This window comes from Bradyrhizobium sp. ISRA430, from assembly GCF_029909975.1.
GTDB lineage: Bacteria > Pseudomonadota > Alphaproteobacteria > Rhizobiales > Xanthobacteraceae > Bradyrhizobium.
The window spans coordinates 3,076,375-3,101,222 of sequence record NZ_CP094516.1 but is presented as its reverse complement, the minus strand read 5'-3'; the positions used below and the strand labels follow the sequence as shown (position 1 = coordinate 3,101,222).

Below are 24,848 nucleotides of genomic sequence, written 5' to 3'. Positions count from 1 at the left end.
GCCATGGACACGATCCTGGTCATCAATGCCGGCTCCTCCAGCGTCAAGTTCCAGGTCTATTCGGTTGAAGGCGAGGGGACGCTTCGCCGGCATATCAAGGGACAGATGGACGGCATCGGCAGCCGGCCACGCCTGCGGGCGACCGGCGCAGGCGGCGATCCGTTGGCCGACCGCGCCTATCCGATCGAGGCCGTGGCGGACGTTCCGGCCGCGATGGCGGTTGCCGGAGACTGGCTGCGGGACGAACTCCGGGTCACGCCGATTGCGGTCGGTCATCGCGTCGTGCATGGCGGCCCGGACTATGCGCGGCCGGTCCTGATCGACCACGGCGTCGTGGCTCGCCTCGAACGGTTCGTTCCGCTCGCGCCACTGCATCAGCCGCACAACCTTGCGCCCATCCGATCGCTGCTGGCGAACTTCCCGACGCTGCCTCAGGTCGCGTGCTTCGACACGGCATTCCACCGCACGCATGACGCGGTCGCCGATCACTACGCCATTCCGCATCAGCTCCACGCCGAGGGCGTGCGGCGCTACGGCTTCCATGGCCTGTCCTACGAGTATATCGCCAGAACCTTGCCGAGCGTGGCGCCGGATATCGCCAGGCGGCGGGTGATCGTCGCTCATCTCGGCAGCGGCGCCTCGATGTGCGCGCTGAAGGACGGGCGTAGTGTCGAAAGCACCATGGGCTTCACCGCGCTCGACGGCCTGCCGATGGGAACGCGTCCGGGACAAATCGATCCCGGCGTGGTGCTCTATCTCATCTCCGAGAAGGGAATGCCGGCGGCGAAACTGCAGGACTTCCTCTACCGCGAGTGCGGCCTGAAAGGCCTTTCCGGCGTCAGCAACGACATGCGGGAGCTGGAAGCGAGCACGGATCCGCATGCGCGGCTCGCGATCGACTATTTCGTCTACCGGATCGGCCTCAACGCCGGCATGCTGACGGCGGCCCTGCAGGGTCTGGACGCCTTCGTCTTCACGGCCGGGATCGGCGAAAACTCCGTATCCCTGCGCGCGCGCATCGCGGAGCAGCTCGGATGGCTCGGCGTTGCACTCGATGCCACCGAGAACGCGCGTCATGCGCGGCTGATCTCGCGCGCCGGTAGCCTCATCCCCGTCTATGTCGTCCCGACCGACGAGGAGCTGATGATCGCGCAGCACACGCTGTCGCTGTTGATGAACGGTCAATCGCGCAGCCTAAGATCTGAGAGGGCGTCATGATCCCCGTATTTCCGGATAGCAAAGTGGCCCTCAAGGGAAAGAAGGGCCTGGTCGTCGGCATCGCCAATGATCAGTCGATCGCCTGGGGTTGCGCGCGGGCGTTTCGCGCGCTCGGGGCCGATCTCGCCGTCACCTATCTGAACGACCGCGCCAAAAAGCATGTCGAGCCGCTGGCGCAGGCGCTGGAGGCGCCGATCTTCATGCCGCTCGATGTCATGGCCGAAGGCCAGACCGAGGCGGTGTTCGAGCGCATCGCGAAGGAGTGGGGTCAGCTCGACTTCCTGCTTCATTCCATCGCCTTCGCGCCCAAGGAGGCCTTGCACGGCCGCGTCGTGGATGTCGGTCGTGACGGCTTCCTCAAGACCATGGACGTGTCGTGCTGGTCGTTCCTGCGCATGGCCCATCTCGCCGAGCCCCTGATGAAGAACGGCGGCACGATGTTCACCATGACCTACTACGGCAGCCAGATGGTGGTGGAGAACTACAACATCATGGGCGTGGCGAAAGCGGCGCTGGAGGCATCTGTCCGTTACATCGCCGCGGAGCTTGGCCCGAAAGGCATCCGCGTGCATGCAATCTCGCCGGGCCCGCTGGCGACCCGCGCGGCGTCAGGCATCCCCGAGTTCGACGAGCTCATGAACAAGGCGCAGTCGAAGGCGCCGGCGCGTAGCCTCGTCAGCATCGACGACGTTGGCAATGCCACCGCGTTCCTGGCACTCGACGGCGCCAGGCTGATGACCGGCAGCGTTCTCTACATCGATGGCGGCTATCACATCATCGATTGAACGCGAGGCGGACGACGCGGAAGTTTTATCCCATCATCCTCTGGGGAAGTTTGGATTCGTCATTGAGGCGCGGTGGTCTGCGCAATCAGTGTCCTCACGCGCTACAAGGGAAAGCCCCTTCAATTCCCGACTTTCCTGAATTTGACCAAGCTGAACGGGCCGATGCCCGTCGTGCCTACGAAAGCGAAGCCGGCCAATATGGCCAGCCTGCGATACTCAGCTTCCGTGCGCTCGCAGCCACCGGGTCCGCGCAGCATGTTGAGGTCGCTCATGACGCAGGAGCGATCCTCGGGTTCCGTCGTGGCAGGCTCCGGCACCATCCGCTCGATGACGATCAGCGTCCCGCTGGACGGCAGCGCGTCCCGGCAGTTGCGCAGAATGACCTCGCAACGGTCGTCGTTCCAATTGTGAATGATGCTCTTCATCAGGATAGTGTCCGCGCCGCTTGGGACCTTTTCGAAGAAACTGCCTGCGACGAACCTGCAGCGGTCGGCGATTCCGAGCCGATCGAAATGCGCACGCGCGTCTGCCTCGCAACGCGCAAGGTCGAAGGCGATCCCCTCAAGATGGGGGTTGCGCTGGAGCACGCCGCCGATCAATTCGCCGGTGCCGCCGCCGACATCCATGACGACGCGTGCGGCCGCGAAGTCGTGGGCCGCAACGATCTTTGGAACGATGGTTCGCGTAAGGCTGACCATCGCGGCGTTGAACCGGCGGGTCCATTCCGTCGCGCGGCCCGTCACGGCATAGCGATCGTCACCGTCACCGCGCAACTGCGTCGCGGTCTTGCCGGTGCGAACCGAATCGACCAGTCCGCTCCAGGATTGCACGAGCATCTCGCCCTCAAAGAGGACCCAGTCCTTGAAGGATGGATCGGCGGTCTCATCGAGCTGCCGGCCGAGATCGGTCATGGCAAACCGGTTCCGGTCGACTTGCCTGCAGAGGCCAAGTGTCGTCAGGCCAACGAGCAGTCTGCGCAATGCACTTTCGTCGGCGGAGACAAGCCTGGCGAGTTCGGCCACCGATTTCGCCTGATCGCCGATGGCCTCGGCGAGATTGAGCCTCGCCGCCGCATAGATCACCGCGGTGATGCGATGCGACTGCACGAGATCATGCACGGATGCTGGTCTGCTCATGTGCTGCCTTCTCTCGATGCCGGGTTCAATCGGTCGGGACGAACCCCGTTGCCTGCACGATCGCTTTCCACCGACCGGATTCGGATGCGATCAGCCGAGCGAAGTCGTCCCTCGCAATCGCATCGGGCTCTACGGCCAGCTTTACCAGGCCGGCCTTGACCTCTTCGGTACGCAAGGCCGCCTGGATCGCGGCATTGAGCTTGTCGACGATGGGCACCGGCGTCTTCGCCGGAACGAAGAAACCAAACCATGTGAGGTCCTCGAGTGACGGATATCCGGCTTCCCGCACCGTGGGTACCGTTGGCACAAACGGGCAGCGGCGCGGCCCGGTGGTCGCCAACGCACGAAGATCTCCAGACTGGACGAGTCCGAGCGAACTGCCGACCGGCATGATGGCCGCTGCAATCACGCCCTTGACCAGATCCTGGATCGCGCCAACGCCTTGATAGGGGACGTGAAGAAAATCGAAGCCCGCGCTGCGGCCGAGCATCATACCGAGAAAATGCAACGTGGTTCCGACGCCCGGCGTGCCATAGGTGGCGAGCTTCGGGTTGGCGCGGCACCAGATGGCAAAGTCGGCAACCGTCGTCACCTCGGGGGGCACCATCGGACCGAGCGTCAGAAATGCAGGGGCCGAGGCGACGGTCGACACCGGCGTAAAATCACGTGGCTGGTATCTCAGCGTCTTGTAAATGTGCGGGAACAACATCATGAAGCCAAGTGGCCCGAACAGCATGACCGATCCGTCGGAATCGGAATTCCTCACCGCCTCCACCGCAATGCGACCGGCTGCGCCCGGCCGGGTCTCGACCACGATGCTTTCCGCATAGTCACTCATCTGCCCGGCCACGAGACGCGCCATGGCGTCCTGCAGCCCCGGCGAGAAGCCCGTAAGGATGTACGCGGTTCTTGCCAGCGGCTGCGCGAGCGCCGTCGGTGCGCGATATGCGGCGGAGAGCGCGATACCGGCCGACGCGGTCAGCACATCACGACGCGTAATCATCACCTGTCTCCCTAAGCCAGCCGAACTAGCACGGCTTCTACCGTTAGGTGTATTACGTCGAGGACCGAGAGGCTTGTTCGCCGGCTTACTTTTTCCTTACCGGCAGTTTATTCTTGAGCAGACGGATTTCAACGATCGACTGCCGTTGCGGGGAAGCGCCTTGCGCTATTTCTTTGACAAATTTTCGCTCGATACCGAGCGACGCGAGCTTTGTCGCGGGCCGGAGGTCGTCGCCATCGCACCGCAGGTGTTCGACCTGCTCGGATATCTGATCGGCAACCGCGAGCGCGTCGTCAGCAAGGACGATCTGATCAGCGCCATCTGGCAGGGTCGCGCCGTCTCGGACGTCGCTCTGACCACGCGCCTCAACGCGTTGCGGAAGGCGATCGGCGATTCCGGGGACGAGCAGCGCCTCATCAAGACGTTTCCGCGCAAGGGCGTCCGCTTCGTCGCGGCGGTCCGCGAAGCGCCGCCGACAGCAACCGTCATGAACTCGACGACTCCCACCGCAGGTAAGCCGTCTCTCGTTGTTCTGCCCTTCGCCAATCTGAGCCCGGATCCTGCGCAGGATTATTTCGTTGACGGCGTGACCCAAAGCCTGACCACGGATCTATCGCGGATGGCCGGCATCTTCGTGATCGGCCGCAACACCGCCTTCACCTACAAAGGAAAGCATGTCGATCTGCAGCAGGTCGGCCGCGAACTCGGCGTTCGCTACGTGCTCGAGGGCTCGGTACAGCGCGCTGGAGGCCGTATGCGCATCAACGTTCAGCTCATCAATGCCGAGGCCGGCAACCATTTGTGGGGCGAACGATTCGACAAACAGGTCGCCGACCTCTTCGACATGCAGGACGAGATCGGTGCCCGCCTTGCCAATCAACTGGGAACCGAGCTGGTCACGGTGGAGGCACGGCGCGCAGCGCGAGCGCCGAATCCGGATTCGATGGACCTGTATTTCCAGGGCATGGCGTATCTGAATCGAGGGACGGATCCCGCAAGCCTGTCGCAGGCGCGCCCGTTCTTCGAACAAGCGCTCCGCCTGGACGCCACTAACGTCGAGGCGATGGTGGGCATGGCCGATGTCGACACCATGCGGGCTACCTCCATGCTGATCGACCGGACGGCGCCCCTGCGGATGGTCGAGGCGTCCTTGGCCCGGATACTTGCTCACACGCCCAATCACGCGAGGGCGCATTGCTTGATGGGTGTCGTCCAGATTTTCACAAAACGCGCCGCCCAGGGCATTGCCGAATGTGAGCGGGCATTGGCGCTCGATCGGAATCTGGCCACCGCCCATGCATGGATCGGACTTGGCAAGTGCAATCTGGGTCGGGCCGAGGAGACGGAAGCCCACATCATGGAGGCATTTCGGCTCTCTCCCCGCGACAGCAAGGCCTCTTCCTGGATGAACACGGCAGGCGTCGCGCAGTCATATCTCGGGGCCGATGAAGCTGCCGTTCACTGGTTCAAGCGATCAATCGAGACCAACCGGAACATTGCCCCCTTCGTACATTTCTTTCTCGCCGCCGCGTTGGCTCATCTCGGGCGGGGCGAGGAAGCTCGGGCTTTCGTGCAGGCGGGGCTCATCCTCGCTCCTGATTTCAGCATCGCCCAATTCCACGCAAGTTGTCCAACTGACAATCCGACCTGTCTCGTGCAGCGAACGCGTATCGCCGAGGGTCTACGCAAGGCAGGACTTCCCGAGAAGTGAATGTCGGGCTAGTAGCCGAGCCTGAGGATTGATCTTGCGAATTTCTGCTGTTGATGCTGTGGACGGCTCCTCCACCGGCACGAGAGTGCCAAGGAATGGGCGCCGTTTTGAGGCTCCCACGATTCGGAGGAGCGGCCTATGCAGCCAATTTCGACTATCGGTTTGGATATCGCGAAGTCCGTCTTTCAGGTACACGGCGTTGATGCAGCCGGCCAGGTGGTCATACGCCGCCAGTTGAGGCGCCGGCACGTCCTGGCGTTTTTCCAGAAGCTGCCGCCATGCCTGGTGGGGATCGAGGCTTGCGCATCATCGCACCATTGGTCCCGCGAGTTGCAGTTGTTAGGGCATACGGTGCGATTGATGCCTCCGGCCTATGTGAAGCCCTACGTCAAGCGGCAGAAGAACGACAGCACCGACGCGGAGGCAATTTGCGAGGCAGTCACGAGACCCAACATGCGGTTCGTGCCGACCAAGACGGTCGAGCAACAAAGCTGTCTGATGCTTCACCGGGCGCGCCATCTCTTCATCCGCCAGCAGACTGCCGTGATCAACTCAATCCGCGCCTATCTCGCCGAGTTCGGGATTGTTGCCCCTGTCGGGCGCAGGGGTGTCGAGCAACTGCTGGAAGTCGTCGCCGATACAGCCGACCACCGGCTCCCCGAGGTGGCCCGTGCGTGTCTTGCTGCTCTCGGCAGTCAATTGCGCGCACTGAAGGCTCAAATCCTGGAGTTCGACCGACGCATCATCGCCTGGCATCGATCAAGCGTGACGAGCAAACGGCTGGACGCGATCCCCGGCGTCGGGCCGGCGCTGGCAACAGCTCTGGTCGCCAGCATTGCGGATCCCAAGGCTTTCCGATCGGGACGAGACTTCTCGGCCTGGGTTGGGCTCGTGCCGAAGCAGAACTCGAGCGGGGGCAAGGACAAGCTTGGCAATATCAGCAAACAAGGGGATCGCTATTTGCGTAGCCTGTTCACGGCTGGCGCGCTCGCAGTGATCCGCTATGCCAAGATCCATGGCACCAATCATCGGCCCTGGCTCACCCGATTGTTGGCCCGGCGCCCCACCAAGGTCGCCGCCATTGCGCTCGCCAACAAACTCGCCCGGATGGCTTGGGCGATGATGGCAAGGAACGAACGTTACAATGAACCCGTCGCTCTCGCGGCGTGACGAGATCACACCGGTCATCCGGGTGTGACGTAACGGTTGGAAGGGCGAACAGCACTAATGCAGCGCCGGTCGATCCGGCGATCAGGACAACCCACTTGGGCCACAGCATCGTCGAATGCGTGCTATTGACCGGGACCTGATCCGCGGAGGGCATTATGGCCAGCGGTCATGCGTACCGCGTAAACAGGCCGAACACATGGCTGCTCCGACCAATGCTGCAAAGTGAAGATTCTTCTTGCCAACCCGGAGCCGTCCACACATGGCCCTTCGGACCTCGGGCCGGTCAGGACAGTTGGGCTGATCATGTCATCGTGCCGGTGTTTTGCCCGACGTGTCAAAGGGGTTCGCTGAGGGAAAGCTCCATGCACTCAACCCCAAGGCTACTTTGCATGGGGTTGTTTTTCATTTTTTGTGTTCAACGCTAGTCGAGGGCGATCAGTGCTGGATAGCCGCATGGTGCCCTCGTCAGATCTTCATCTCCGGCACGGTATCGGGAACGGCGAGTTCGGCGTCCGTCACCGCCAAGACCTCGCCGATGCTGACGCCAGGCGCGGTTTCCAGCAGCGTCGCCTTGCCGTCGGGAAAGCCGATCACGGCCATGTCGGTGACGACCAGGCTCACCGGCCGCGCCGAGGTCAGGGGCAGGGTGCATTTGGCGACGATCTTCGACTTGCCCTTGGCCGCGTGCTGCATCGCGACAATGACGCGCCTGGCGCCGCTGACGAGGTCCATGGCACCGCCCATGCCCGGGACCATCTTGCCCGGGATCATCCAGTTGGCGAGAAGGCCGTGCGCATCGACCTGGAGCCCGCCGAGCACGGTGACGTCGACATGGCCGCCGCGGATCAGGCCGAACGACATCGCGCTGTCGAATGTGGCGGCTCCGGGCAGCGCGCTGATCGGGCGGCCGCCAGCATCGGTGAGCAGGGGATGGGCCATCCCTTGCTCAGGAATCGGGCCGGTGCCGATCAGGCCGTTCTCGGACTGGAAGAAGACCTTGAGATCGGACGGAACGTAGTTCGCGACCAGTGTCGGGATACCGATGCCGAGATTGACGAGGTCGCCGTTCTTCAACTCCCTGGCGACGCGTCGGGCGATGATGACCTGAGCATCCATGATCTCACCCGTTCGTAATGAGGAAGTCGACGAGTGGTGCCGGCGTCATGACGTGATCGGGCGCGATGACGCCGACCGGTACGATGTTCTCCGCCGTGACGATGACGGTGTCGGCGGCCATCGCCATGATCGGATTGAAGTTGCGCGCGGTCAGGGCGTAGGCAAGGTTTCCGAGATAATCGGCAAGAAAGGCGTGCACCAGCGCGAACTGCGCCCGCAGCGCGGTCTCCACCAGGAACGGCTTGCCGTCGACCTCGATTTGGCGTTTGCCTTCGGCAACCAGCGTGCCGACGCCGGTCGGCGTGAGTACACCGCCAAGTCCACAGCCGCCTGCGCGAATGCGTTCGACCAGGGTGCCCTGGGGGACCAGGTCGACGGTGACCTGGCTCGCCAGCATCTGCTGCTGCGCCTTCGGGTTGAGTCCGATATGGGTTGCCGTCAGCCGGGACACGAGTGCCGCGTCGAACAGCTTGCCGACGCCCTTGCCGGGCGTGGATGCGTCATTGCAGATCAGCGACAGTCCCGACTTGTGCTGCCGCACGACTTCATCAAGCAGACGCTCGGGCGTCCCGACGCCCATGAAGCCGCCCACCATGATGCTCGCGCCGGTCGGGATCATCGCAACGGCTTCTTCGACGGAAACGGCCTTCATGATCGGACCTCCGGTCGGCAGGCGCACGAGCTAGCGGCAGAGGGATGTTGACGGAGCGCTGTCTCGCACCGTTGATCTGCGTCAAGGTTCGCCGCCGTCGCGATGTGCGATGTCGACACGGTTCAGCGCTTCGCGCCAGAGCGAGGCAAGTTGAGGTCTGGTCGGCCGCTATGCTGCTTCAGTTTCTCGTCGGCGCGCTCGTGAGCGCGATCAATATCGGAATCCACGCGCTGGTGACGGTCGTCGCCGTCTGGATTGCGCGCAGCGCCGGCCTGCGGAAAACGGCACGGCCGAGGTTGCACTTGATGGGCGTGATGGTCGCTACGGCGGCGGTGTTGCAGCTCGCCCACACGCTGGAAATCCTGGTCTGGGCCGGAACCTATGGCATCGTCCGAGCCGCAGCGCCGGGGAGCGGTTTGCTCTATTTTGCCTTCGTCAACTACACCACGCTCGGCTACGGCGATATCACGCCGGTGCGCGAATGGCGGCTCATCGGCCCGATGACTGCCATGAACGGCGTTCTGCTGTTCGGCTGGTCGGCCGCCATCTTGTTCGAAGTCTTGCGCAAGACGCTCGAGCACCTCGGACTGACCGATGCGCGGGGCTCCAGACCGCCGCTGGCCGGATGCGAACCGACGGCATCGGCAGGGGCGATCTTACCCCAGGAAAAGGATAATGGCCGTGAACGCGACCGGTAACGTCCCGAACACAATCACCGCGACCCGAAATGCGATCTCGCTCCACATGGCTTGATGGTAGCAGCGGATGGAGCCTGCGTGATGTGCAGTTTGTGCCACTCGCCGAGGAGGGGGCCATGGGGGTTCCGCCGTATGTGCTCATCCTGGACGATGCGCGGCGCGAACTCGCTGTTTTCGCCCGTTCAAGGCTGTAGATCGAGGCTCGCGAGCTGGTGCCGGTCCAGCAGCACGATCTGACGCTGGGTATTCCCGACAAATCCGAGTACGCCGTACTCGTGCAGGCGCGACAGGGCGCGGGACACGGTTTCCAACGTCAGCCCGAGATAATCGGCGATATCGCGCCGCGACATCGGCAACGCCATGACGCCGGACGCCGTCAACCGCTTGTCCATCTCGAGCAGGAAGGCTGCGACCCGCTCCAGCGAGGTCTTGCGGCCCAGCAGCAGCATGTGGTCCTCGGCATGCTGGAGATTGCTGGTGGTCATGCTGAGCAGGTTTCTGGCAACCAGGGCATCGCTCTCGGCGACCATTTCGAGGCTTTGCCGTCGGATCAGGCGCACCGTGGTGTCGACGATGGCTTCGGTCGTGAACCGGTGCTCGCTGCCGTTCTCGAGCCCGAAGATGTCGCCCGCGAGATGAAAGGCGCCGATCTGCCGGCGACCGTCCGACAGCAGCTTGTAGCTCCGCACTGCACCGGACCGGACCTGATAGACGTATTCGGCCGGCTCCTTCTCGCCGTAGATCTCGGTGCCTTTCTTGTAAGAAAATTCGCTTAAACTGACGAGCGCATTAGAATTACCGGTCATTCCGAGGTCACGGAGGGAATTGGGACGCAGGGCGGGATCCGTTGTGATGCGAACAAACATAGGCCAACTCCTCAACTCATCGCTGGATTGGTCCGTCAGACAAAAAATATTACAGCAAGGAATACGCCGCGCTATCTTACTCCCGCTGAAGTTGATTTACGACCAAGGCCGTATTCTCAACCATTGTCCCAAGGTTCAATGTACCAAGGGGCAGCACGGGTTTTGGTCGGTTATTTGCTGCGCGGAGTGAGAAGTTGGTGCCGCGTTTGAGGTGTATCGTATTGCGAAGCAGAAATTTCGACGATCGAACCATTTGTAGCAATTTGCAGAGCGAGGGCATTTCGATGGTTCTCCGCGCACCTGGCGAGAGGTGAAGCTTGCCTGGCCTCGTTCACGTGGTCGACGACGACGACTCCTTTCGGACGGCGATCGAGCGCCGGCTCAAGCTCGCCGGCTATGACGTCGCAACCTATGCGTCTGCGCAGGAGCTTCTGGATGCCGCGCCGGACGACCAACGGCCGGGATGCATCCTGCTCGACGTGCGGATACCGGGACTGAGTGGCCCCGACTTGCAGACCCGCCTGATCGAACAAGGCTCGACGCTGCCGATCATCTTCCTCACCGGACACGCCGACACGCCGACCACTGTGCGGGCCATTAAGGCCGGCGCGGAGGATTTTTTGACAAAACCGATATCGTCGGAGCAGTTGATCGACGCGATCGAGCGCGCGCTGGCGCGCCAGCAAGCGGCGCGCGCGCAGCGCGGCAGGCTCGATACGTTTCGCGCCCACCTCACTACGCTGACACAGCGCGAGCGGCAGGTGTTCGATCTCATCGTGCGCGGCAGGATCAACAAGCAGATCGCGTATGAGCTCGGAACGACCGAGCGCACGGTGAAAGCGCACCGCCATCAGGTGATGGAGAAGATGCAGGTACATTCGCTTGCTGAGCTCGTGTCGATCGCGGAACGACTGGGAATGCTCGATTCGAACGACCATTAGCTGCATCGTCATCGCGATGCGGTTTCGGCGGTGAAACTTCCCCAAGGGACAATATCGTAGTTTATTGACAGTGCGCGACCCGGCGTGCGCAATGGTGCGAGAGCGTTCGGCTGGTGGGCATAGCACGGGTCTGCATCCCGCTGCATCACCGTCCCGCAATTCGCTCAATTCCGCGGAGGTCGACAGCCTTGCCGACGCGCGATTCCGTCTTTGTCGTCGATGATGACCTATCCATGCGGACCAGCATGAACAGGCTGTTGCGCGAGCACGGCTTCGTGGCCAAGCTGTTCGATTCCGGAACCGCCTTGCTCGATCACGGCAATTTCGACAAGGCAATCTGCTTCGTCCTCGACATCAATCTCGATGGCAAGTCCGGCATCGATCTGCGGCAAAAGCTGGCGGCCGCGGGCGCCACGGCTCCGGTCATCTACATCACCGGCAATGACTGCGCGGCGAACCGCGCTGCCGCGATCGCATCGGGGTGCATCGCCTATCTGACCAAGCCATTCACGGCGCAATCCCTGATCGAGTCGGTCACGCGGGCGTCTATCCCATAGACCGCACGTCTGATCATTCGTCGACATATTGCTCCAGCATCTTCGACGGCGCTCCCTTGTGGACGGGCGCAAACTGCGCCAACGGGATCGATGTCGTCAGTGCGAGAAGATTGGAATCGACGACCTCGAGGGCCAGCGTCGTTCCGGATTCCATCTCCTTGATGATTCCGGGATCTGCAACATCGGCCGCGATGCAAGCATTGGTAACGCACCAGCTATAGGGCACCCGGTGCGGGGAGCCTTGATCGATGGTCAGCTTCGCCGGCTGTTGCAGGTACATGCCGACGGGCACGAACAATTGCAGCCGTGCCGCCGGCGCATCCTCGCGCTCGATCAGGTCCACGCGCACGGCCATCTGGCCGGTCGGAAACTTTCCGGTAATGGACGTACGGCACAGTATTGGCGCGCCGCCCGCCTTGAAGCAGAGCTTTTGCCAATCTCCATAACTGATATCCCTGGCCTCGCGCTGGCCGCGCGTTGCGACCTCGGCCGGATTGTCCGGCTGTGCGGTCTTTTGCGCAACGACGCCGGCAGATGTCGCGACCGCGGCAATGGCGAGCACAAGACCTGCGAGGCAATCACGAGCACTGATCATGATTCTGGCTCCAAGCGTTGGCATTATCTCCGCTCGTCGAGAAACTTCGTGACGAGCGGCGACCAGAGTGGAATCGCGTCCGGCGAGCCGATGAAGAAATGCCCCTCGTTGCCGAACGGCGGCATCAGGTGGTATTCGGCACGGCCACCGGCGGCGGTGAAGGCCCGATGCATGCGCTTCGACAGATCCGGCCCGAAAAAGGTATCGTTCTCGATGTAGATCCACAGCATCGGCACGCGCGAGGTGCGGCCGAAATCGGCGGTGGCTTCGACCAGCTTGTCGGGTGCGCAATTGTTATTCGGCTTGCCGCCGACGCGGCCGCCGCGGCCGGCGGCGAAGGTGATGATGGCCTTCACTTGCGGCGGGTTCACGCTCGACAGCGCGATCGAGGCCCAGCCGCCGGCGGATTGCCCGACCACGATCACGTCCTTTGGGAGGATCCGTTTCTCCGCGGCCATGTAGTCGATGATCCAGAGATCGACCTGCGCGACCGCAAGGCCCGCGTCGTGGAAGTTGGGGTTGGTGCACCTGCCGACCTTGGAGAAGAACGGGCCGTAGAGCGCGCGATCGGGAATGTCGATCGCGGCAGCGCCATAGCCGCTGCCGACCGGCGCCACCACGAGATAGCCCCGCTTGGCGAACCATTTGGCAGCATCGCGGAATTCGACCAGGGGAAAGAAGCTGCGGTCGGTCGGGTTGAGCGAGACACCGTGGTTCATGATGACCAGCGGGAAACGACCATCGCCGACCGGGCGCACCAGATAGGCGAACATCGGCAGCGGGAGCGGCAGCGCCCAGATCTCTTCCTGGATACGCACATCGTTCTCGGCACGCGCGGGCGCAGCGAGAGTAGCAATGAGGAGCAGGGCGGCCGTCAAGGGCCACAGAATTGCAGGCGGATGGCGATGCATCGCGACCTCCTCGGCTCCGTCAACAGCAACAGGAGATCTCCGATGGGGTGCCGATGATCCACCTGACGCAGTCCGTACTCGCAATTCGTGCGGCACTTTGCGCCGATTTGCGTTGCGGCAGAGCGGAATTGCTTGATCCAGATCAAGCCTCGCTTGCCGCCTGTGAGAACATACAGAACCTGCGACAAATCCGCATCGCCAACATGAGCATTCCTGCCGTGACCTTGTTCGTCGTGTTGCCGCGCTGCGAGGTCCAACTTCTGGAGCCGCGATGAGTGCGCGGTCTGAGTGGATGCGGTACTTTCCGCCCGCCGGTTGGCTCGCCACCTATCAGCGCAATTGGCTGTCGGCTGACGCGGTTGCCGGCGTCACCCTGGCCGCTTACGCGATTCCAGTTTCGCTTGCTTATGCGGCGCTGGCCGGGCTGGCGCCGCAAGTCGGCGTTTACGGCTACATGCTCGGCGGCATGGGCTACGCCTTGTTCGGAGCGTCGCGGCAGCTCGCAATCGGTCCGACCTCGGCGATCTCCCTGATGATTGCCGGTACCGTCGGCGTGCTCGCCGGCGGTGATGCGGTGCGCTACGCGCAGATCGCAAGCCTTGCGGCTTTCGCGGTGGCGACACTGTGTCTCATCGCCTGGCTGTTTAAGCTCAGCGTGCTCGTCCGCCTTGTCAGCGACAGCATCCTGGTTGGCTTCAAAGCCGGTGCTGGGCTGACTATCATCATGAGCCAGTTGCCGAGCCTGCTGGGTGTCGCCGGCGGCGGCCACAATTTCTTCGACCGTGCCATCAAGCTGACAGGGCAGCTCGGCAATATCGACCCGCTCGTGCTCGCGATCGGCGCCGTTGCGCTGCTATTGCTCCTACTCGGGGAGCGGCTTCTGCCGGGAAAGCCGGTCGGTATCACCATCGTAGCGTTGTCGATTGCGGTGGCAACACTCCTTGGCTTTCCGTCTCTCGGTGTGCCCGTCACTGGGAAGATTCCGGAAGGTTTGCCGGCCTTGGGGCTGCCGACATTCGGTCTGCTGGAATTCGACGATCTCTTTCCGCTCGCCGCCGGATGCGTGTTGCTGGCCTATATCGAAGGTGTCTCGGCGGCCCGCAGCTTTGCCGCGAAGCACGGCTATCCCCTCGACGTCCGGCAGGAATTTTTGGGGCTGGGAGCCGCGAATTTCGCGGCCGCCTTCGGCCATGGCTATCCCGTCGCCGGCGGCCTGTCGCAATCGGCCGTCAATGACAGCGCCGGCGCGCGGACGCCGCTGGCCCTGGTGATCTGTTCGCTGACGCTCGGGCTATGCCTGCTGTTCTTCACGGGGCTCCTGACCAACCTGCCCAAGGCGGTGCTGGCGGCCATCGTCTTTGCCGCCGTCTATAGGCTGGTGGATGTCCGCGCGCTGCTGCGCATGTGGCAGGTCAGCCGGATCGATTTCTACGCCGCCGCCATTGCGTTGGTCTCTGTGCTGCTGCTCGGCATCCTCCAGGGCGTCCTGCTGGCATCGATTGCGTCGATCTTCCTGCTGTTGGCGCGGGCCTCGCAGCCGAACGTCGCCTTTCTCGGCCGTTTGCCAGGCAGCGGCCGCTACTCCGACCGCGCCAGGCACGACGGCGTCGAACCACTGGTGGGGGTCATCGCGTTCCGGCCCGAAGCCTCGCTGCTCTACATCAACGCCGAGATGATCCTGGAGACGGTCCTGGTCGCGATCCGGAACTCGCCGGGCATCCGGCTGGTGGTTTGCGACCTCTCGGCGTCGCCCTATATCGATCTGGCCGGGGCGCGCATGTTGCACGACCTCTACCACGAGCTTGTCTCTCGTCAGGTCACGTTCTGTATCGTCGGCGCGCATGCGCAGTTGCGCGACCTGCTGCGGGCGGAAGGGCTGGCGGAGAGAACCGACAGTGGCCAGTGGCTACGGTCACTCGACAGTGTTCTCGGCGACGATCACGCCGATATGCCTCAACGCACGGCCTGATTGACGGTGCCGTTTTGCGACGCGAGGGCCTAGCGGAGACCGTCGGCTTTGTCAGAATGCGCTCGACCGTTGACTTGGATCAATGCAGCGGCCGGTACCGTACGCACGATCCCGCACGAGCTTTGTTGAAGGGGATCGAGAGAGGCGCATGTCCAAGGAGCCAAGTCCGCGCCGGGGCACGTCGATCCGCGCGGGCAGCCGTCTCTTGCGCGCCCTCTTGATGTTGCCGGTCGGCCATCCTGCCCACCATCTTCGGTCACTTCGCGATGCTGCTGGCGCAGTAGCCGGCATCACACACTGAGAGGAACGAAAGTCATGAGAAGAGTTGTGTTCGGGACTGCTCTGGTTGCCTTCGCGGCCGTCGCCGGCCTCAGCACGCCCTCGCGTGCCGATACCGGCCAGGTTGCGGTCGTCTTCACCAAGGGCGGGTTCGTCGTCGGTGTCGGTGGCGGAGAGGGCGTGCTGCTGTATAGGGGCAAGAAGTACCCCTTCACAGTCTCGGGCATGAGCGTCGGCTTCACGATCGGGGCCTCGACCACCAAATTTGTCGGCCGGGCCCTCAATCTGCGGGGACCGCAATCCATCGAAGGCTCCTACGCGGCGGGCGGGGCAGGCGGCGCGGTCGCGGCGGGCGCAGGTGCCGTTCAGCTCCAGAACAGCAATGGCGTGATCCTGCAGCTCAGCGGTCCGAGGGTCGGCGCGGAAGTGTCGGCCGCGGTCGGCGGCGTCACGATCCGGCTGAAGTAGGGCAGGACGTAGGTAGAGGAACAGGCCGCGTCATCGCGACCTGGTCCCCTCTCAATATCGCTCGGCGACGAAGTTCATTCCCTTCAGGCTGGCCTGATCGTTGTAGCGTCCGTTGTTGGTGCGCTTCGGCAGCCTGATCTTGTCCTTCTTGACACGCTTGTAGGGGATCGCGCTCAGGAGATGCGCGATGCAGTTCAGCCGTGCCCGGCGCTTGTCGTCTGAGCGGATGATGTACCAGGGCGCATCCTTCGTGCTCGTGCTCTTCAGCATCAGATCGCGCGCCCGCGAATAGTCGTACCAGCGCCGGTAGGATTCCAGATCCATCGGGCTCAATTTCCATTGCCGCACGGGATCGTCGATGCGGGCGTTGAAACGCCGCTCCTGCTCGTCCATACCGACCTCGAGCCAGAATTTGATCAGGACGATGCCGCCCTCGATGACGTATTTTTCCATCTGGGGGCACAGGTTCAGAAACCGCTGGTGCTCGGCGGGTGTGCAAAAGTCCATCACATATTCGACGCCCGCGCGGTTGTACCAGCTCCGGTCGAAGATCACGATCTCGCCGCCGGCAGGAAATTTCTCCATGTAGCGCTGGAAGAAGAGCTGGGTCTTTTCACGGTCCGAGGGTGCCGGCAGCGCGACGACGCGAAATACGCGCGGGCTGACCTTTTCTGTGATCGCCTTGATCGTGCCGCCCTTGCCGGCCGCGTCCCGGCCTTCGAACAGGACGATGACCCGGAGCTTGTTTTCCCTCACATAATCCTGGAGGTGACACAGCTCGACCTGGAGCTTCTCCAGCTCCTTCTCATAGTCCTTCCGCTTCATCCGCGCCGTGGCTTCGTCCTTGGCCATGCCTGTCCTTTCGCTGCTTAAACCCCTCTGGTGGCCGTCAATCATCGCCCCAGGAAATGGTCACGCCGACATCGCCCGGCACGCCGCCCGGAAAATCGATGATCTGATAGGCGATGCGATAGCCGCGCGGCTTCAGATAGTCGGTCCAGAGCTCGAAGATTTCTTTCGGGATGCCGGTCAGCGTGTTCTCCCAGCCCTTCTCCTGCTGGTTGATAGCGCGCCCCCTGTCCGTGCACAGCGTGTTGGGGAAGCGATAGACCTGAACCTGGGTCTGGCCGTTGCGCACCGCACGCTGGATGATGGTCGAAGCGAGCTGGATTTTCTCCTCTTCGGTCTTGCCTGACGGCTTGCCGAGGCGCTCAATCAGAGCGCGCTTTTCGGCGTCGGCGGCGGCCGCGAGACGGGCATATTCCTCGGCCTTCTCGGCCTCCTTGAGGGCGGCTTCCTTCCGGATCTGGGCGGCGTTGGGAATGAGTTCGTCGAGGCCGGGCATGGTTGCGGCTCCTCAATGGCTGTGAGCGGTTCGACTTTGGGGGGAGGCTATGTCGGGTGGGAGGCAATCCCTTGATTCAAATCAAGCAAACTCCGATCCCACCTGCGCAGAGTGCCGCACGTGCTCCGCGATTTCGGATCCCGACGGGGAGAGACATTTGAACGATCAGCTTCATCCGATGGCGCCGCACCATCTGCCCTTCTATCTCGCGCCGGGAAGCGGGACCGATACGCTGATGGTGGTGATGGGGGTGTTCCTGATCGGCACCGTGCTCTGGGTCGGGACACTCTATTGGAAGCTGCACAGTCTTCCTGAGCGGATGGCGCACAAGTCGCAGAAGCTGCAATTCGAGTTCGTCGCCGTGCTCGGCCTGATCTCGCTGTTCACGCACATGCACATCTTCTGGATCGCGGGCCTGTTGCTCGCGCTGATCGACATCCCCGATTTCGGCACGCCGCTGCGCAGCATCGCCGATTCGGTCGAGAAGATCGCCGATGCGACGCCTGGGGAGGAGGGCGAGGGGGCGCAACCCGGTTCAGCTGCTGTTGCTACGGACAAGCCGGACACGAGCAAGGCCAAGGAGCACAGCCATGCTTGAGCTCATGATTTGCTCCCTTGTGACGATTCTGCCCGATTACCTCTACCGGCGTTACGTGCAGGGCAAGCGCTTGGGTAAGGAGATCACCTTCTTCTCGATCTGGTACGAGCTGCGCTGGGGTATCACCGGTTGCCTCATGCTGACGATCTCGTTGATCACGGTAATTTTCTACTTCCATCCGTCGACGTCGTCGGCGACATTGTATTTTCGTACTGTGCCGATCCTGCCTGAAGGTTCGGGCCGCGTCGCCGACGTCAAGATCGGCCTTAGCGCGCCGGTGAAGAAGGGCGAGGTGCTGTTCACGCTCGACAGCTCGAAGCAGCGGGCCGCTTTTGAAACAGCAAAGCGGAAGGTTGCCGAGGTCGACGCCGCCATGCAGGCGGCAGAGGCCGACGTGGTCAAGGCGGAGGCGCAGATCGGCGAAGCAAAAGCCAATTATCAGCAGGCCAAGGATGAGCTCGAGGTCAAGACCGAGCTCCAGCGCCGCAATCCCGGCATCGTTCCGCAGCGCGACATCGAGAAGCTCCAGGTGCTGGTCGATCAGCGCCAGGCCGGCGTCGATGCCGCGACCGCAGCCAAACAATCTGCGAACCTGCAGGTATCGACGTTGCTGCCGGCGCAAAAGGCGAGCGCCGAGGCGGCGCTTGATCAAGCCCAGGTCGATCTCGACAAGACCATCGTCCGCGCCGGTGTCGACGGGCGGGTTGAGCAATTCCTGATCCGCCCTGGTGACGTCGTCAACCAGCTCATGCGTCCCGCAGGCGTTCTCATCCCCGAGGGCGCGGGCCGCAAGGCGCTCCAGGCGGGCTTTGGCCAGATCGAGGCGCAGGTGATGCAGACGGGCATGGTGGCCGAGGCGACTTGCATCTCGAAGCCATGGGTCATCATCCCGATGGTGATCACGGCGGTGCAGGACTACATCGCCGCCGGACAGTTCCGTTCCGGCGAGCAGTTGATTGAAGCGCAAAATGCAGTACGTCCCGGCACGATCCTGGTGTTCCTGGAGCCGCTCTACAAGGGCGGTCTCGACGGCGTGACGCCGGGCAGTAGCTGCATCGTTAATGCGTACACCAGCAATCACGAGGAAATCTCGGCCAAGGACACCCCCACCAGCCGGAGGATTGCGCTGCACGTCATCGACGGCGTCGGCCTCGTGCATGCGCTCTTGCTGCGCATCCAGGCGCTGCTATTGCCGATCCAGACGCTGGTGCTGAGCGGCCATTAACCGTGCGAAGGAAGGACAACGAGAATGGATTTGCGAAAGGTACTCGCGCCGGGCGCGCTTCTGCTCGCATCGCTGCTCATCACGGGCAGCCGCGCCGGCGCGCTCGATCTCAACGGTGCCTGGGCCAGCGATGCCGATAACTGCACGAAGGTCTTCGCGCGCCAGGGGGCGCAGCTCGGCTTCACGGATATGTCGGATGTCTATGGTGGCGGCTTCATCATCGATGGTGACCAGATGATCGGCAAGTTCGCACGTTGCCGGATCAAGGCCAGGAAGGATAACGGGCCGAACGTCAGCCTGATTGCCGCCTGCGCGACCGACATGATGCTCTCCAGCGTTCAGTTCAGTCTCAAGGAGCTCAATTCCGACAGTCTCGTCCGCCTGTTCCCGGGTATGGAGGATATGGAGATCCGCTACCATCGCTGTCCGAAATAGCGACAGGTGAACGGGTTGTCGGCGCTCGACGATCCCCGCTAGAATTATCCTGGAGAGCGGGATCGGAAGCTGCCGAGGAGAAGGATGAGCGGGCGCACGACCATTGCGTCGATCAAGCCGTGGCGAGCCGCGGCGGCGCTGCTGTGTCTTGCCCTCCTGTTCGCTGTGTGTATCCTGTCTGAGCCCGCCGACGCCGACGAGTCGAACGCCCTCACGCGAAGCGAGCCCAAGCACATATTGGTGCTGCATTCCTTCGGTCGCGAGTTTCGGCCATGGAGCGAATATGCGCGCAGCATTAAGGCCGAGCTCGAGCGGCAGTCGCCCTGGCCTCTCGACATTCAGGAGCATGCGCTCCTTACCGCACGCTTCAACAATCCGGGGCCGGAAGCGCCCTTCGTCGAATATCTCGGCTCACTTTACCATGGAGCGCCGCCCGATATCGTGCTGAGCATCGGCGCACCCGCAGCACAGTTCGTGCAGAAATACCGGGGAAAGCTCTTTCCGGATACGCCGATGGTGCTGACCGCGGTCGAGCAGCGGCTTATGAATCGGCTCGATCTCACCGACAACGACGTCGTCGTAGCGGTCCGTAACGATTTCACGGCTGCCTTCAAGAACATCCTCCAGGTCCTGCCCGCTACCAGGACGGTCGCCGTTGTGGTTGGCGCCTCACCGCTCGAAAGGTTCTGGATCGACGAGGTGAAGCGGGAGCTGAAGCCCATGGATGGCCGGCTTGACCTCGTCTGGTACTCCGACTTGTCATTCGATGAGATATTGAAACGCGCATCGAGTCTTCCGCCCCACACGGTGCTGTTCTGGGGGCTGATGTCGGTTGATGCCGCCGGCATCGTCCACGAGGGCGATATCGCCCTGCGCAATCTGCATGCGGTTGCGAACAGGCCAATCTTTTCCTACCAGGAGCCATTCTTCGGCGGCAGCACGGTCGGAGGGCCCATGCATTCGGTCGCGGAAACCAGTTCAAAGACCGTCGGTGCCGCCATCCGCATTCTCGGCGGCGAGAAGCCCGCCAATATCAAGTATGAGCCGATCGGATTTGGGCCGCCGAAATATGATTGGCGCGAATTGAACCGCTGGGGCATCAGCGAAAGCGATTTGCCGCCAGGTAGCGAAATCCTGTTTCGCGAGCCGCACCCCTGGGAAAGCTACCGATGGCAGATATTGTTGATCATGGCCGTGATCCTGGTGCAGGCGGGCCTAATCAGCGGATTGCTCCATGAACGCCACCGCCGCCAAGTCGCCGAGGTCGAATCGCGTCAGCGCCTCGCCGAGCTCGCCCACGTCAATCGCTACTCTGCCGTCGGCGAGTTGACGACGTCGATCGCGCATGAACTCAATCAGCCGCTCGGATCCATCCTGACCAACACGGAAACCGCGGAGCTGATGCTCCAGGGTACCTCGCCGGACCTCGATGAGATCCGGCAGATCCTTGCCGATATCAGGCGCGACGATCAACGCGCGAGCGAGGTGATCCGCAGGCTGCGCAGCGTGTTGAAGAAAGCGCCGTTCGAGATCCGGGATATCGAGCTCAATGACACGGTGCGCGACGTGATCGGCTTCGTAGCCGCCGTCGCCGAAGGGCGCCGGATCGTATTGACCTATATGCCCGCCGTCGCCGATCTTCACGTCAAGGGCGATCCGGTCCAGCTCCAGCAGGTCATTCTCAACCTGATCATCAATGCGATGGACGCGGTCTCGGACGCGGACATGAAGAAGCGTGAGGTCAGCGTCTCGACCGAGCGTATCGGCAACCAGGCCGAGATCAGGGTCGTCGATACCGGTCCGGGGATCGCGGCTTCAGATCTTACAAATGTCTTCAATCCGTTCTTCACCACCAAGCCGCAGGGCATGGGTATGGGCCTTGCGATCGCCAAGACCATCGTCGAAGCTCATCACGGCACGATCGCAGCGATGACCCAGCCATCGGGCGGGGCGCTGTTCACGATCAGGTTGCCGATCATCCGTTGACGGCCACGCCTCGAGCCGTCTCTCCCGCGTTGCAACAGCGTGAGGGTGCCCTTTCGTTGATCTTGATCAACATACACCCATGCTCCGACCCCGATCTTCCTGGACTGGAGGTCCATGGGAGGTGGTGATGTTTCTCTGCGGCAAGACCCTGATGGCGCTTGCGCTGCTGATGGCGATCCCGGTCGCTGCAACGGCGCAGACCGCCGACAAGCCGGCGACCCCGAGCACGCAGGCGCAGCCTTCAAGTCCGCCGGCGCCGACCGCGGAGCTTCTGAAGCCCGAACAGCTCGAAGCGCTGGTCGCGCCGATCGCGCTCTATCCCGACGAACTCCTCGCCAACGTGCTGGCCGCATCGACCTATCCGCTCGAGGTGGTGCAGGCCGACCGCTGGCTGAAGGAGCGCAAGACCCTGAAGGGCGATGCGCTCAAGGCAGAAGTCGACAAGCAGGCCTGGGACGACAGCGTCAAGGCGCTCGCCAGCACCGCCGATGTTCTCTCGATGATGAGCGACAAGCTCGAATGGACCAAGAATCTCGGCGATGCCTTTCTCGCGCAGCAGCCCGACGTGATGGATGCGATCCAGCGCCTGCGCAACAAGGCCTATGACAACAAGAAGCTGGTTACGACCAAGCAGCAGAAGGTCAGCGTCCAGAACCAGGAAGGCAGGCAGGTCGTCGTGATCCAGCAGGCCGATCCCCAGACGATGTACGTGCCGTACTACGATCCGGCCACGGTCTATGGTAGTTGGCCTTATGCGGACTATCCGCCGTACTACTTCGGCTATCCCTCCTATATCGGCGCCGGCATGGTCGCAGCCGGCATCGCCTTCGGCACGGCTTGGGCGATCGGGCGCTGGGGCAATTACTGGGGCGGCGGCTGCAACTGGGGTAACCGCAACGTTTACGTCAATCATCGCACGACCAACATCGCAAACGGCTGGCAGCACAATCCGGCGCATCGCCAGGGCGTGCGCTACAACAACACCAACGTCCAGCAGCGTTTCGGCAACAACAATCTGAAGGCCGGTGCGTCCGACCGGATGGAGTTCCGCGGCCGTGATGGCCAGCAGGTGCTGCGGCCCAATCAGGGCGCCGGGGATCGGGCGGGCGATCGCGCCGGTGACCGTGCCGGAGATCGCGCGGGTGATCGCGCCGGCAATCGCGGTGGCGATCGGGCAGGCGCAGGTGATCGTGGCGGTGACCGTGCAGGTTCGCGCGACCGGCCCGGCGGCGGCGATCGTGCCGGTGCCGGCGATCGCGCCAAGGGCGCCGGTGATCGCGCCAAGGGCGGCGGCGATCGTGCAAAGGCCGCCAACCGCGGAGGTGGCGGTGCGGGCAACCGGGCCGGCGCCGGCGGCGGCAATCGCGGTGGCGCCATGAATGTTTCATCCGGCCGCGCGGCGGCCGCGGCATCGGCTCGCGGCCGCGCGAGCATGGCGAGCATGCCGCGCGGTGGCGGCGGCGCGAGCTTTGCCGGGCGCGGTGGCGGTGGTGGCTTCCGTGGCGGAGGCGGTGGAGGCGGCTTCCGCGGAGGCGGCGGCGGTGGCCGTCGCTCCGATCTCGCGCTGAAGCACGACGTCGTTCTCCTCGGTCATCTCGCCAACGGCCTCGGCTATTACCGCTTTAGCTATATCGGGAGCGACAAGGCCTATGTCGGCGTCATCGCGCAGGAGGTCGAGCGGGTGATGCCGGACGCCGTGACCCGCGGCAGCGATGGATATCTGCGGGTCTATTACGAAAAGCTCGGATTGAAATTCCGCACCTACGGCGACTGGCTGGCTGGCGGTGCGAGGATTCCTGCGGAGGTGTCGCCATGATCGGTCTGAAATCGCTTCGAGGTGCGGCCGTGCTGAGCCTCGTGGCGTTGGCGCTGCCCGGTGCGTCACAAGCACAGGAGGCCTACAAGACGCCGGAAGACGCGGCCGCCGCGCTGGCGTCCGCGGTCAAGAGCGGCCCCCGCGACATCCTGAAAGTGCTCGGCAAGGCCGCCGAAGACATCGTCTCCTCCGGTGACGAGGTCGCAGACGCCGACACGCGCCAGCGCTTCACGTCGATGTACGACGCCAAGCACGCGATCAAGGCGGAGGGCAACAAGACGGCGACGCTGATGCTCGGGCCGGACGACTTCCCGTTCCCGATTCCGCTGGTCAACACCAAAGGCGGCTGGGAGTTCGATACCGACGAGGGGCGGAAGGAAGTGCTGTATCGCCGGATCGGTCGCAACGAGCTGGATGCGATCCAGACCGCGCTCGCCTATGCCGATGCGCAGAACGAATATGCCGAGAAGGATCGCGGCGAGGGCGTGGGCGTCTACGCCCAGCGCATCGTCTCCACGCCCGGCAGGAAGGATGGCCTGTTCTGGCGCGACGACAACGATCCGAGCCCGCTCGGCGCGCTGGCGGCCGAAGCATCGAAGGAGGGTTACAGGGCGGGCGATGCGGGGCCGGCGCCGTATCACGGCTACTACTTCCGTATCCTGAAGGGCCAGGGGCCCGACGCTCCCGGCGGCGCGCTCAACTATGTCGTCAAGGGCAAGATGATCGGCGGCTATGGACTGATTGCGTGGCCTGCGGAATACGGCAACTCCGGCGCCATGACCTTCCTGGTCAATCATGCCGGCACGGTCTACCAGAAGGACTTGGGCAAGCGGACCGAGTTCATCGCAGAGCGTACGACGCTGTTCGATCCAGATCAGACCTGGAAGAAAGTCGATGCCGCAAAGCCATGACCAGCGAATGGCGTTGCGCCTGCGCGCAGGCCGCTTGATCGCGATTGTCCTGCTGGCGCTCGCCGTGCCGGTCACGCCATGCCTCGCGCAGGCCGTCGGCCATGTCCGGATCAAGATCGTCAAGGCCGGTCTCCTGATCGGCGGCGGCACCGGCAGCGGTGTGCTGACCTACCGCGGCAAGGCCTATCCCTTCAAAATCACTGGCATGAGCTTCGGCATCACGGTCGGCGCCACGGTCGGCCGGCTCGACGGCTGGGCATCGGGTATCCGCGAGGTCAGCGACTTCGCCGGCACCTACAGCTCTGTCGGCGGCGGCTTCGCCCTGGTCGGCGGCGTCAACGGCGTCCACTTGCGCAACGAGAAGGGCGTCACGATCGTGCTGCAAGGCCCGAAAGCCGGCCTGGAGCTTGCGGCGAACATCAGCCAGATTGCAATCGCGCTGAGATGATCCGACGCC

26 protein-coding genes are annotated in these 24,848 nt (G+C 63.1%); 17 read left to right on the top strand and 9 right to left on the bottom strand.

Going from position 1 to position 24,848, the window contains the following annotated elements; genetic code table 11:
• Window positions 1-3 precede the first annotated feature (3 nt).
• Together MTX21_RS15040 and fabI are read left to right on the top strand one after the other, a co-directional pair.
• Window positions 4-1,218: an acetate/propionate family kinase gene (locus MTX21_RS15040; protein WP_280965579.1), complete on the top strand. Its 1,215-nt coding sequence runs from the start codon at window positions 4-6 to the stop codon at window positions 1,216-1,218.
• Entirely contained in the window at window positions 1,215-2,003 is a 789-nt protein-coding gene (gene fabI, locus MTX21_RS15035; RefSeq protein ID WP_280965578.1) for an enoyl-ACP reductase FabI, read from the top strand. The genes MTX21_RS15040 and fabI overlap by 4 nt, the downstream gene beginning before the upstream one ends.
• A 119-nt stretch (window positions 2,004-2,122) precedes the next feature.
• On the opposite strand, the gene MTX21_RS15030 is transcribed toward fabI, so the two are convergent.
• Window positions 2,123-3,139 (bottom strand): methyltransferase, encoded by a 1,017-nt coding sequence (locus MTX21_RS15030; protein ID WP_280965577.1) that lies wholly within the window; start codon window positions 3,137-3,139, stop codon window positions 2,123-2,125.
• A 25-nt stretch (window positions 3,140-3,164) separates the two neighbouring features.
• The gene (locus MTX21_RS15025; RefSeq protein WP_280965576.1) at window positions 3,165-4,142 is read right to left on the bottom strand and encodes a tripartite tricarboxylate transporter substrate-binding protein; all 978 of its coding nucleotides are present in this window, start codon (window positions 4,140-4,142) and stop codon (window positions 3,165-3,167) included.
• A 160-nt stretch (window positions 4,143-4,302) separates the two neighbouring features.
• Here MTX21_RS15025 and MTX21_RS15020 point away from each other — a divergent pair, with 160 nt between their 5' ends.
• Entirely contained in the window at window positions 4,303-5,853 is a 1,551-nt protein-coding gene (locus MTX21_RS15020; RefSeq protein WP_280971059.1) for a winged helix-turn-helix domain-containing protein, read from the top strand.
• Between the two features lie 138 nt (window positions 5,854-5,991).
• A complete protein-coding gene (locus MTX21_RS15015; protein ID WP_280964601.1) occupies window positions 5,992-7,023 on the top strand; it encodes an IS110 family transposase in 1,032 nt (343 codons plus the stop codon).
• 465 nt (window positions 7,024-7,488) lie between these two features.
• Here the strand turns inward: MTX21_RS15015 and MTX21_RS15010 are convergent, their stop codons facing one another.
• Both MTX21_RS15010 and MTX21_RS15005 read right to left on the bottom strand, forming a co-directional pair.
• Window positions 7,489-8,139: a 3-oxoacid CoA-transferase subunit B gene (locus MTX21_RS15010; protein ID WP_280965575.1), complete on the bottom strand. Its 651-nt coding sequence runs from the start codon at window positions 8,137-8,139 to the stop codon at window positions 7,489-7,491.
• A gap of 4 nt (window positions 8,140-8,143) precedes the next feature.
• A complete protein-coding gene (locus MTX21_RS15005) occupies window positions 8,144-8,791 on the bottom strand; it encodes a 3-oxoacid CoA-transferase subunit A (protein WP_280965574.1) in 648 nt (215 codons plus the stop codon).
• A 170-nt stretch (window positions 8,792-8,961) separates the two neighbouring features.
• Between MTX21_RS15005 and MTX21_RS15000 the strand changes: the two genes are divergently transcribed.
• Window positions 8,962-9,489, top strand: coding sequence for a potassium channel family protein (locus tag MTX21_RS15000; RefSeq protein ID WP_280965573.1), 528 nt, complete (start codon window positions 8,962-8,964; stop codon window positions 9,487-9,489).
• Between the two features lie 182 nt (window positions 9,490-9,671).
• On the opposite strand, the gene MTX21_RS14995 is transcribed toward MTX21_RS15000, so the two are convergent.
• Window positions 9,672-10,355: a helix-turn-helix domain-containing protein gene (locus MTX21_RS14995; protein WP_280965572.1), complete on the bottom strand. Its 684-nt coding sequence runs from the start codon at window positions 10,353-10,355 to the stop codon at window positions 9,672-9,674.
• Between the two features lie 317 nt (window positions 10,356-10,672).
• Between MTX21_RS14995 and MTX21_RS14990 the strand changes: the two genes are divergently transcribed.
• Together MTX21_RS14990 and MTX21_RS14985 are read left to right on the top strand one after the other, a co-directional pair.
• Complete coding sequence (locus MTX21_RS14990) at window positions 10,673-11,296, top strand: response regulator (protein ID WP_280965571.1); 624 nt, start codon at window positions 10,673-10,675, stop codon at window positions 11,294-11,296.
• Window positions 11,297-11,484: 188 nt separating this feature from the next.
• Window positions 11,485-11,853 carry a response regulator gene (locus tag MTX21_RS14985; RefSeq protein ID WP_280971383.1) on the top strand — a complete coding sequence of 123 codons (369 nt, stop codon included), beginning with the start codon at window positions 11,485-11,487 and terminating at the stop codon, window positions 11,851-11,853.
• 13 nt (window positions 11,854-11,866) lie between these two features.
• Here the strand turns inward: MTX21_RS14985 and MTX21_RS14980 are convergent, their stop codons facing one another.
• Both MTX21_RS14980 and MTX21_RS14975 read right to left on the bottom strand, forming a co-directional pair.
• Window positions 11,867-12,448, bottom strand: coding sequence for an invasion associated locus B family protein (locus tag MTX21_RS14980; RefSeq protein ID WP_280965569.1), 582 nt, complete (start codon window positions 12,446-12,448; stop codon window positions 11,867-11,869).
• Between the two features lie 23 nt (window positions 12,449-12,471).
• Complete coding sequence (locus MTX21_RS14975) at window positions 12,472-13,359, bottom strand: dienelactone hydrolase family protein (RefSeq protein WP_280965568.1); 888 nt, start codon at window positions 13,357-13,359, stop codon at window positions 12,472-12,474.
• Between the two features lie 53 nt (window positions 13,360-13,412).
• On the opposite strand from MTX21_RS14975, the gene MTX21_RS14970 reads away from it, so the two are divergent.
• From MTX21_RS14970 to MTX21_RS14960, 3 genes are all read left to right on the top strand, one after another.
• Complete coding sequence (locus tag MTX21_RS14970) at window positions 13,413-13,634, top strand: hypothetical protein (RefSeq protein WP_280965567.1); 222 nt, start codon at window positions 13,413-13,415, stop codon at window positions 13,632-13,634.
• Window positions 13,631-15,328 (top strand): SulP family inorganic anion transporter, encoded by a 1,698-nt coding sequence (locus MTX21_RS14965; protein WP_280965566.1) that lies wholly within the window; start codon window positions 13,631-13,633, stop codon window positions 15,326-15,328. The genes MTX21_RS14970 and MTX21_RS14965 overlap by 4 nt, the downstream gene beginning before the upstream one ends.
• Before the next feature lie 315 nt (window positions 15,329-15,643).
• The gene (locus MTX21_RS14960; protein ID WP_280965565.1) at window positions 15,644-16,075 is read left to right on the top strand and encodes a hypothetical protein; all 432 of its coding nucleotides are present in this window, start codon (window positions 15,644-15,646) and stop codon (window positions 16,073-16,075) included.
• A gap of 51 nt (window positions 16,076-16,126) precedes the next feature.
• Here the strand turns inward: MTX21_RS14960 and ppk2 are convergent, their stop codons facing one another.
• Together ppk2 and MTX21_RS14950 are read right to left on the bottom strand one after the other, a co-directional pair.
• The gene (gene ppk2 / locus MTX21_RS14955) at window positions 16,127-16,927 is read right to left on the bottom strand and encodes a polyphosphate kinase 2 (protein WP_280965564.1); all 801 of its coding nucleotides are present in this window, start codon (window positions 16,925-16,927) and stop codon (window positions 16,127-16,129) included.
• Window positions 16,928-16,964: 37 nt separating this feature from the next.
• A complete protein-coding gene (locus tag MTX21_RS14950; RefSeq protein ID WP_280965563.1) occupies window positions 16,965-17,420 on the bottom strand; it encodes a hypothetical protein in 456 nt (151 codons plus the stop codon).
• Window positions 17,421-17,598: 178 nt separating this feature from the next.
• Between MTX21_RS14950 and MTX21_RS14945 the strand changes: the two genes are divergently transcribed.
• From MTX21_RS14945 to MTX21_RS14915, 7 genes are all read left to right on the top strand, one after another.
• Complete coding sequence (locus MTX21_RS14945; protein WP_280971058.1) at window positions 17,599-18,018, top strand: hypothetical protein; 420 nt, start codon at window positions 17,599-17,601, stop codon at window positions 18,016-18,018.
• Window positions 18,011-19,243 carry an HlyD family secretion protein gene (locus MTX21_RS14940; protein ID WP_280965562.1) on the top strand — a complete coding sequence of 411 codons (1,233 nt, stop codon included), beginning with the start codon at window positions 18,011-18,013 and terminating at the stop codon, window positions 19,241-19,243. Before MTX21_RS14945 ends, MTX21_RS14940 begins: the two co-directional genes overlap by 8 nt.
• A 24-nt stretch (window positions 19,244-19,267) precedes the next feature.
• Window positions 19,268-19,678: a hypothetical protein gene (locus MTX21_RS14935; protein ID WP_280965561.1), complete on the top strand. Its 411-nt coding sequence runs from the start codon at window positions 19,268-19,270 to the stop codon at window positions 19,676-19,678.
• An 84-nt stretch (window positions 19,679-19,762) separates the two neighbouring features.
• Window positions 19,763-21,664 (top strand): ATP-binding protein, encoded by a 1,902-nt coding sequence (locus tag MTX21_RS14930; RefSeq protein WP_280965560.1) that lies wholly within the window; start codon window positions 19,763-19,765, stop codon window positions 21,662-21,664.
• 127 nt (window positions 21,665-21,791) lie between these two features.
• Window positions 21,792-23,480, top strand: a complete 1,689-nt coding sequence (locus MTX21_RS14925) for a DUF3300 domain-containing protein (RefSeq protein ID WP_280965559.1) — start codon at window positions 21,792-21,794, stop codon at window positions 23,478-23,480.
• The gene (locus tag MTX21_RS14920; protein WP_280965558.1) at window positions 23,477-24,391 is read left to right on the top strand and encodes a DUF2950 domain-containing protein; all 915 of its coding nucleotides are present in this window, start codon (window positions 23,477-23,479) and stop codon (window positions 24,389-24,391) included. Before MTX21_RS14925 ends, MTX21_RS14920 begins: the two co-directional genes overlap by 4 nt.
• Window positions 24,375-24,839 carry a hypothetical protein gene (locus MTX21_RS14915; RefSeq protein WP_280965557.1) on the top strand — a complete coding sequence of 155 codons (465 nt, stop codon included), beginning with the start codon at window positions 24,375-24,377 and terminating at the stop codon, window positions 24,837-24,839. The genes MTX21_RS14920 and MTX21_RS14915 overlap by 17 nt, the downstream gene beginning before the upstream one ends.
• The last annotated feature ends 9 nt before the right edge of the window (window positions 24,840-24,848 follow it).